Annotated in this window: 5 protein-coding genes and 1 pseudogene; 2 read left to right on the top strand and 4 right to left on the bottom strand. The window is 70.1% G+C overall.

The window, feature by feature from the left end:
* Positions 1–307: 307 nt before the first annotated feature.
* Together nagE and NQ160_RS13045 are read right to left on the bottom strand one after the other, a co-directional pair.
* Positions 308–2,257, bottom strand: coding sequence for an N-acetylglucosamine-specific PTS transporter subunit IIBC (gene nagE / locus NQ160_RS13050; protein WP_257515657.1), 1,950 nt, complete (start codon positions 2,255–2,257; stop codon positions 308–310).
* Between the two features lie 140 nt (positions 2,258–2,397).
* Entirely contained in the window at positions 2,398–3,081 is a 684-nt protein-coding gene (locus NQ160_RS13045; RefSeq protein WP_257515656.1) for a GntR family transcriptional regulator, read from the bottom strand.
* 151 nt (positions 3,082–3,232) lie between these two features.
* Here NQ160_RS13045 and NQ160_RS13040 point away from each other — a divergent pair, with 151 nt between their 5' ends.
* Positions 3,233–4,957: an L-lactate permease gene (locus NQ160_RS13040; protein ID WP_257515655.1), complete on the top strand. Its 1,725-nt coding sequence runs from the start codon at positions 3,233–3,235 to the stop codon at positions 4,955–4,957.
* The gene (locus tag NQ160_RS13035; protein ID WP_257515654.1) at positions 4,936–7,809 is read left to right on the top strand and encodes an FAD-binding and (Fe-S)-binding domain-containing protein; all 2,874 of its coding nucleotides are present in this window, start codon (positions 4,936–4,938) and stop codon (positions 7,807–7,809) included. The genes NQ160_RS13040 and NQ160_RS13035 overlap by 22 nt, the downstream gene beginning before the upstream one ends.
* Positions 7,810–7,814: 5 nt before the next feature.
* Here NQ160_RS13035 and NQ160_RS13030 read toward each other — a convergent pair whose 3' ends face one another.
* Together NQ160_RS13030 and NQ160_RS13025 are read right to left on the bottom strand one after the other, a co-directional pair.
* The gene (locus NQ160_RS13030; RefSeq protein WP_257515653.1) at positions 7,815–8,756 is read right to left on the bottom strand and encodes an alcohol dehydrogenase catalytic domain-containing protein; all 942 of its coding nucleotides are present in this window, start codon (positions 8,754–8,756) and stop codon (positions 7,815–7,817) included.
* A 119-nt stretch (positions 8,757–8,875) separates the two neighbouring features.
* Positions 8,876–9,252 (bottom strand): annotated as a pseudogene (locus NQ160_RS13025) (MalY/PatB family protein); the annotation flags it as partial.

Here is a 9,252-nt window from a genome sequence, read left to right as displayed (position 1 = left end):
CGGTCGGCGGTGAAGACGATCGACAGGACGGCGACGACGAACGGTGCGTGGCGGCCGTGCAGCAGGTCGAGCGTCGGGTTGCGGAAGGCAGCCACCGAGCGCTGATACGCGGCTTCAGCGCGAGTGTTCGACATCGCAGACAAGCCTAGTTGACCCGCATGCGGGCCCACCGTGCCCGCGCGGCCCGCCCCCGCCCCCGCCCCCGTGAGAAACCACAATCCGGCTGGGACATCGCGCGTCGCGTGGTGTCCCAGCCGGATCGTGATGTTTCGCGCGGTGCGACGCAACGCGGCGACGCGTCGGCGCGTTACCGCAGCTCGACGGTGGCGCCGGCGTTGTTGAGCACCACGATCGCGGTGATCGTCGGGTGCCCTGCGGCGGCGATCTTTGCGCGGTCGAACCGCAGCAGCGGCGTGCCCTCGCTCACGCGCTGGCCCTTCTCGACGAGAGTCTCGAAGCCGTCGCCCTTCATCGACACGGTGTCGATGCCCACGTGGATGAGCAGCTCCGTGCCGTCGCCCAGCACGAGCGCGATCGCGTGACCTGTGTCGAAGGTGGCGCCCACCGTCGCGGCGGCCGGTGCGATGACGGTGTCGCCGGTCGGTTCCACGGCGACGCCCGGGCCCATGAGGCCGTCGGCGAAGGTGGGGTCGGGAACCTCCGACAGCGGCACGACCCGCCCGGCGACGGGCTGGCGCAGCCGCAGCGTTGTGGGGCGGGCATCGGTGAGCACGCCGGTGCCGCCGGCGTCCGGCGACGCGGCGGGCGAGGTCGAGGCCCGCTCGGGCGCGGCGCCGGACGGCACCTGCGCGCGGCCCGAGATGAGGTCCTCCATGGCATCCTTCACGAACTGCACGTTCAGTCCGTAGACGACCTGCACCGCCTTGCCGCCGGGCTTCATGGTCCCCGCAGCACCGGCGCGCTTGAGCGCGGTGTCGTCGACCTTGCTGACGTCGGCGACCTCCATGCGCAGCCGCGTCGCGCAGTTGTCGAGTTCGACGATGTTCTCCTTGCCGCCGAGCGCGTCGATGAAACGGGCGCCGGTGATGAGGTAGGCGTCGTCCTTGCTGCGGCTGTCGTACTCGGTGTCCTCCTCGAGGATCTCGTCGTCCTCACGGCCCGGGGTCTTCAGGTTGAAGCGCTTGATGAAGAAGTAGAAGACGCCGAAGTAGATGAGGAACCAGAACACGCCCATGACCGGGATGAGCCACGGGTTCTCGGCCATCGGGTTCGTCCAGTTGAGCACCAGGTCGATGAACCCGCCCGAGAATCCGAAGCCCATCCGCACCGGCAGGATCGCGCTGATCACCATCGAGATGCCCATGAAGAGCGCGTGCACGAGGTAGAGCACGGGGGCGAGGAACATGAAGGCGAACTCGAGCGGCTCGGTGACGCCGACGAAGAACGAGGCGAAGGCGCCCGAGAGCAGGATGCCGTAGGCGAGCTTCTTGCGCGTGGTCTTCGCCGTCAGGTACATCGCCAGCGCAGCCCCCGGGAGGCCGAACATCATCACCGGGAAGAAGCCGGTCATGTACTGGCCGGTCACGCCGTACGTGCCCTCACCGGCGAGGAAGTTGTTGAGGTCGTTGATGCCGGCCACGTCGAACCAGAACACCGAGTTGAGGGCGTGGTGCAGACCCACGGGGATGAGCAGACGGTTGAAGAACCCGTAGATGCCGGCGCCGAGGGGGCCGAGGGTGACGATCCATTCGCCGAACCCGACGAGACCGCCGTAGACGAAGGGCCAGACGAAGAACAGCACGATCGCCAGCACCAGCGAGAAGCCCGCGGTCACGATCGCCACCGAGCGCTTGCCGGAGAAGAACGACAGCGCATCGGGGAGCTTGGTGTCCTTGAACCGGTCGTAGCACCATGCCCCGATGAGTCCGCAGATGATGCCGACGAAGACGTTCTGCACGCGCAGGAAGGCCGGGTCCACCTCGTTGACGTTGCCCACCCCGGTGAACAGCAGCACCGTCTCGGGCTTGAGCAGGGTCGTGACCACGAGCCACGACACCAGGCCCGCTAGGGCGGCGGTGCCGTCGGCCTTCGTCGCCATGCCGATCGACACGCCGACCGCGAACAGCAGGGCGATGTTGTCGAGCAGGGCGCCGCCGGCCGCGCTCAGGAAGGCGGAGACGAGGTTGCTGCCCGCCGCCGAGGTGATCCAGTAACCGATGCCCGAGAGGATCGCCGCCACCGGAAGCACCGCCACCGGGAGCATGATCGATCGGCCGAGCCGCTGCATGAATCTCACATCTGCCTCCAATTGGGGATGATCATCTCGATCTGCCGATGCGCGGCGCGCAGTCCGGTCGCGGAACATCCAACCGCATCGGGGCTCGGTAACTCAACGGTCGGCTGCCGTGATAAAGCTCGCCGGAGCACAGCGCGGTCTCAGAGGGTGGAGGGGAGCGCGGCTTCGGGGCCGGCCACGCCGCCCAGCCGCTCGGCCAGGCGCTCGCGCGCGCGCCCCACGTGCACCGCGAGCAGCTCGGCCGCAGCCTCGCCGTCGCCTGCTTCGACCAGTTCCAGGATGCGCTCGTGCTCGCCTGCGATCAGCTCCGTCGGCAGCAGCGACGCGCCCTGCACCTGCGACATGCAGAAGACGACTTCGGATGCCAGGGACTCGTACACGCCGCTGGTGCGTGCGCTGCCGAGCGCATCGACGAGGCTGCGGTGAAAGCGCATGTCGGGCTCGACGATGTCGCGGGGGGAGGCGTCCACGAGGGCGGAGATCTCGCGGTTCGCGGCGCGGGCGGCATCCGGCACGTGTCGGTCTGCGGCGAGGAGGCGCAGAACCTGCGCCTCGATGACGACCCGCGTGCGATAGATGTCGCGCGCGTCTTCGGGGGTGAGGCGCACGACGCGCGCCGTCTTGTGCGCGCGCCGCTCCAGCAGCCGGTCGCGCACGAGGTTCTCGATGGCGGCCTTGGCGGTGGGACGCGCGACGTCGTACGACTCCGCGACCTCGACTTCTCCCAGCGTGGTGTCGGGCGCGAGCTCACCGGAGAGCACACGGCGGCGCAGGTCGTCGGTGACCGCGTCGATGACGGAGACCACGGCGATACGAGAGGCCATCTGTCGCTCCTTGCTGCGCCCGGCGGGCACGGGCGTCACCGAGAGTTTACGGTTCGTCTGACAAAGCCTCTTGACTGACGCGTCTACTTGTCTAACAATAGGCCAATCGACCGGCGCGAGACTCGCGCTCACGACTCAAAGGAGAGCGCACGTGTTCCAGCAGATCCTCGATCCGGTCTTCGGCTCGCTGGCGCTCTCCGCGCTGGTGGCCGTCATCCCGCTCGCCACCCTGTTCGTACTGCTCGGCGTCTTCCGCGTCAAGGCGTGGAAGGCCGCGCTGGTGGGGCTCGTCCTGTCGATCGTGCTCGCGGTGCTGGTGTGGCGGATGCCGCCCCTGCAGACGCTCAGCGCAACGGCCGAGGGCGCCCTGTACGGAATCGTGCCGATCCTGTGGATCCTCGTGAATGCCCTCTGGGTGTACCGCCTCACGGTGGTCACCGGGTGGTTCGAGGTGCTCGGCGACCGCATCCGTGCCATCAGTGACGACCAGCGCATCCTGGCGATCCTCATCGCCTTCTGCTTCGGCGCGCTGCTGGAATCCCTCGCCGGATTCGGTGCCCCGGTCGCCATCTCCATCGCGATGCTCATCGCCGCCGGCATGAAGCCGCTCAAAGCGGCCATCGTCTCGCTGCTGGCCAACACCGCCCCCGTCGCGTTCGGCGCAATGGCGGCGCCCATCATCGCCCTGTCGGGTGTCACCGGGATCGACATCCACCTGCTCTCCCAGATGGCCGGCCGCCAGACGCCGTTCCTGGCGCTGTTCGTGCCGCTCATCCTCGTGTTCATCGTCGACGGCAAGCGCGGGCTCCGGCAGACCTGGCCGGTGGCCCTCGTCGCCGGCATCGCGTTCGCGGTGGCCCAGTTCGTCACGGCCAACTTCATCGCCGTGGAGATCACCGACGTCGTGGCATCCGTCGTGACGGTCGCCGCAGTGCTGATCATGCTGCGCTTCTGGAAGCCGTCCGAGGCGCTCGTCTTCGACGCCGAGGACCGCGAGGCCGGTGTTGCGGCCGCGTCCGCCGCCGCCGCGACCGGCACGACCCAGAGCCGCGCCGCCTCCGGCTCCGGTGCCAGCGCCGGTTCCGGTGTGCGGGTGGCCGAGGCGGTGCGGATCGACACAGCATCGCGCTCGCGTGGCAACCTCACCTGGAACGCCGTCATGCCCTACGTCGTCATCATCGCGGTGTTCTCGGTCGCACAGATCCCCGTGATCAAGCAGTTCCTGGCCAAGGCCGTCACCCTGGTGTTCCCGTGGCCTGGGCTGGAGATCCTCAACGCCGCAGGCGACCCGGTGGCCACCACCTTCTCCCTGAACGTCTTCGGCACGGGCGGCACGCTGCTGCTGCTGTCGGGCATCATCGTCGCCCTGGCCTACCGCATCCGCCCGAAGGACGCCGTGGCCGCCTACGGCCACACTCTGCACCAGCTTCGGTTCACGATCGTCACGGTCGTCGCGGTGCTCGCACTCGCGTACGTCATGAACCTGTCGGGGCAGACACAGAGCCTGGGCGCTGCGCTCGCCGCCAGCGGCGGACTGTTCGCGCTGCTCTCGCCTGCCATCGGGTGGCTCGGCGTCGCCATCACCGGCTCGGACACGTCGTCCAACGCGCTGTTCGGGCTGCTGCAGGTGACCGCCGCGGAGAAGGCCGGGCTCGACCCCATTCTCATGGCGGCGACGAACTCGTCCGCGGGCGTGCTGGGCAAGATGCTCTCGCCGCAGAACCTCGCCGTCGCCGCGGCAGCCGCGGGCATGGCAGGCAAGGAGGGCGACCTCTTCCGTAAGCTCATCTGGTGGAGCCTCGGTCTGCTGGTGGTGTTCACGGGCCTGATCTATCTGCAGTCGACCGTGCTGGCATGGATGGTGCCGACCCCGTGAGCGCCGTCGCACCCTCTGGGCACATCGCCCTCGTCGGCAGCGTCCCCGATGTCGTCGCGGAGGCGGTGGCCGAGGCCGCCCGCATCAAGACCCGCGCGATCGACCGGGTCGCCTACGCCGGCGACGCCTCGCACTTCCTGCTGACCCCGCGCGCGGTGATCGTGGCGGAGGACGTCGCCGAGATCGCCCGCGTGCTGCCGGCGGCCGCCGCAGCCCGGTCGCGGGTGACGTTCCGCTCCGGGGGCACGAGCCTGTCCGGTCAGGCCTCGGGCGACGACCTGCTCGTGGACACGCGGCAGGGCTTCCGCCGCATCGAGGTGCTCGACGGTGGAGACCGGGTGCGCGTGCAGCCGGGGGCGACGGTGCGCCAGGTCAACATGCGGCTGCTGCGCCATGGCCGTCGGCTCGGGCCGGACCCGGCCAGCGAGGCGGCGTGCACGATCGGCGGCGTCGTGGCCAACAACTCCAGCGGCATGGCGTGCGGCATCACCGAGAACACGTACCGCACCCTCGAGTCGCTCGTCTTCGTGCTGCCGTCGGGCACGATCGTCGACTCCGCCGCCGCTGACGCCGACGCTCGGCTGAAAGCCGCGGAGCCGGCGCTGTTCGAGGGCATCGTCCGGCTGCAGCGTCGGGTGCGAGAGAACCCGGAGTCGGTCGCGACCATCCGTCGCCAGTTCGCCATGAAGAACACCATGGGATACGGCGTCAACGCCTTCCTCGACTTTGATTCCCCGGTACAGGTGCTCACGCACCTGCTGATCGGCAGCGAGGGCACCCTCGCCTTCATCGCCGAGGCGACCTACCGCACCGTGCCCATCCAGCCGAAGGCGGCCACCGCGCTGGCCGTGTTCGCGACCCTCGACGACGCCACCCGGGCTCTGCCCGACCTCGTCGCGACACAGGCGGCGACCCTCGAGCTGATGGATGCCACGAGCATCCGGGTCGGGCAGGCCTTCGCCGACGCTCCGCCGCAGATTCTCGGGTTCGAGGCGACGACCGAGGCCGCCCTGCTCGTGGAGTACCAGGCTGCCGGCGAAGACGAGCTGGCCGAGCTCACCGCGCAGGGCGCCCGGGTGCTCGGCGACGCGCCGCTGCGTGCGCCGGCGGTGTTCTCACCCGACGCCGCCGCGCGGGCGATCGCGTGGAAGCTGCGCAAGGGCCTCTACACCTCGGTGGCCGGCGCCCGCCCGAGCGGCACCACGGCGCTGCTCGAGGACATCGTCGTGCCGGTGCCGGCCCTTGCCCCCACGTGCGAGTCGCTGCACGTGCTGTTCGAGCGGTACGGCTACCGAGACAGCGTGATCTTCGGCCACGCCAAGGACGGCAACATCCACTTCATGCTCACCGACCGGTTCGCCGGCGACGCGGCGCTGACGCGGTTCGCGGAGTTCACCGACGAGATGGTCGACCTCGTGCTGGGCGCCGGCGGCAACCTCAAGGCCGAGCACGGCACCGGGCGGGTCATGGCGCCCTACGTGCGGCGGCAGTACGGCGACGAACTATACGAGGTCATGCGCGAGCTCAAGCGGCTGTGCGATCCCGCCGGCATCCTGAACCCCGGCGTCATCATCGACGACGATCCGACGGCGCACCTGCGTGACTTCAAGCTGCCCGAACCGGTGGAGGTCGAGGTCGACCGGTGCGTGGAGTGCGGGTACTGCGAGCCGGTGTGCCCGTCGAAGGACCTCACCCTCACCCCGCGCCAGCGCATCGTCGTACGTCGCGGCATGGCGCGGGCCGAGGCCGCCGGCGATCACGCGCTCGCCGCGAGCCTCGAGCGCGACTACGACTACGAAGGCGTGCAGACGTGCGCCGTCGACGGAATGTGCGTGACCGCCTGCCCGGTGCTGATCAACACCGGTTCCCTCGTCAAGCGGCTGCGGCGCGAGGGGCAGAACCCGGTGCTCGCAGCGGGATGGAAAGCCGCGGCGAAGGCGTGGGGGCCGGTGACCCGGGTCGGCTCCGTTGCGCTGACGGCGGCCGACGCCGTGCCCGCCGGTCTGGTCGGCGCGGTGACCACCGTCGGGCGGGCGGTGCTCGGCACCGACACCATGCCGAAGTACACCGCCGACCTGCCGCCGGGCGGGGCCCAGCGCCGCTCGAAGGTCGGATGCCTGGGCGGCGGGGAGGGCACCCCCGTCGCGGTGTACCTGCCGGCCTGCGTCAACAGCATGTTCGGCCCCGCCGGCGACGGCATCGGGGTCACCGAGGCGTTCACCCGGCTCGTGGAGCGTGCCGGCGTGCGCGTGATCGTCCCCGAGGGGATCGAGTCGCTCTGCTGCTCGACGCCCTGGACATCCAAGGGCTACACCGGCGGCCGTGACGTCATGGCGAAGCGGGTCGTCGAGGCGGTGCGCGAGGCCTCCGGCGACGGGGAGCTCGTCATCGTGAGCGACGGCGCCAGCTGCACCGAGGGCTTCGCGCACATCTTCTCCGACGCCGGTCTCGCCTACCGCACCGAGGATGCCGTCGACTTCGTCGCGCGCCTGGTGCTGCCGGTGCTGGGCGAGGTGTCGCCGGTCGTGGATTCGCTCGTGCTGCATCCGACCTGCTCGTCGACGCAGATGGGGCTCAACCCCGCGCTGCAGACGGTCGGCGCGGCCGTCGCGGGGACGGTGACGGTGCCCGACGCCTGGGGATGCTGCGGGTTCGCGGGCGACCGCGGCATGCTGCACCCCGAGCTCACCGCCTCAGCCACGGCCGCCGAGGCGGCCGAGGTCGCGGCGATCGGCGCCGACGCGCACGCGTCGTGCAACCGCACGTGCGAGATCGGCATGACGCGGGCGACCGGCCGGGAGTACCGCCACGTGCTGGAGCTTCTCGAGGAGGCGACGCGGCCGTCGGCGTGAGGGGGTCACTCGAGGACGGCGACCAATCGACCGGTGACTCCTCCGTGCGCGAGGCGCTTGAGACCCTCGGGGATCTCATCGAAGGTGATCGCCTCGGCGGCGATCGTGAGCGCACCCGAGTCGATCATGCTGATGACGTCGGCGAGATGGGCGGGGTCACCCGTGGGCGTCGCGCCACGCAGATCGGCCGCTCGCTGGATGAGGTCCATCGCGCTGAACGTGACCTCGGGGGTCCCCAGCCCGACGAGGACCACGCGGCCGCGGAACTTCACTGCCTTCAGGGCTCCGGCCGTGGTCGTGGAGAAACCGGCGAAGTCGACGACGAGGTCGAGATCCATCCCCTCCAGCTCGGAGACGTCCTTGACCAGGTCGGTGATCCCGAGGGAACGGGCGGTGTCCCAGACCTCTTCCCGTGGCTCGACGGCGATGACGCTCGCACCCTTCGCGAGCGCGATTCCCGCGCCGGTCAGTCCAAGACCGCCCAGCCCGACGATGCCGACCCTGTCGCCAGGCTTGACTTCGCCCATGACGACGACGCCGGCGTAGGCGGTGTTGCCGGCGTCGGTGGCGGCCGCCGCCTGTGCCCAGTCCACGCCTTCGGGAACCTTCACGAGGGCGTCGGCGGTGAGCAGGATGAACTCGGAGTACGCGCCGTCGCGCGTGATGCCGGGCGCATCACTCGCTGTGGCCACTGCCGCCACCCGATCGCCGATCTGCCAGCCGGTCACGCCCTCACCTACCCCTTCGATCACGCCGGCCGCCTCGTGGCCGAGGATCACCGGGAAGGGGATCTGAAAGGGGAAGATGCCCTCGATGTACGCGACGTCGCTGTGGCACAGTCCGGAGGCCTTGACGCGAACCAGCACCTGTCCGGGGCCCGGTTCGGGCGGGGGGACCTCATCAAGACGCAACTCTGCGCGAACCTCGTCCAACAGCCAAGCTTTCACTGCCACTCCTCGTCTTCTTCGATGTCACGGAGGCACCGGACGGTGCGGGTCCACACTTGCAGGCCGGCCCGGTCGCGGGCAATGGTTCTGAGGGGAACGCGCGGACCCGGCCGCTCCGCTTACGCGGCGTCGGACGCGCTGGCGCGCTCGTCCAGCGCACGCCCGATGCGTGCGACCGCCTCGCGCAGAAGCGGTCGCGGCAGCGCGAACACGAATCGTGCGTGGCCGACAGCCGCCTGGCCGCATGCCGCGCCGTCGGTCATCGCGACCCGGGCGTGCTCGCGGAACCACTCCCCGAGATCGCCTTCGATGCCGTAGGCACGGAAGTCGATCAGCGCGATGTAGGTGCCTTCCGGGAGCGTCATGCGAGCGAGCGGCACGTGCTCCGCCAGCAGCGCGGCCAGCAGGCGGCGGTTGCCGTCGAGGTAGTCGCGCACGTCTTCCAGCCAGCCGGCGCCGGCGCTGTACGCCGCGGTGTTCGCGAGCGCTCCGAGCG

It is taken from the genome of Microbacterium sp. zg.Y909, from assembly GCF_024626565.1.
The sequence above is the reverse complement of the archived record's forward strand: the minus strand, read 5'-3'. Positions and strand labels throughout refer to the sequence as shown.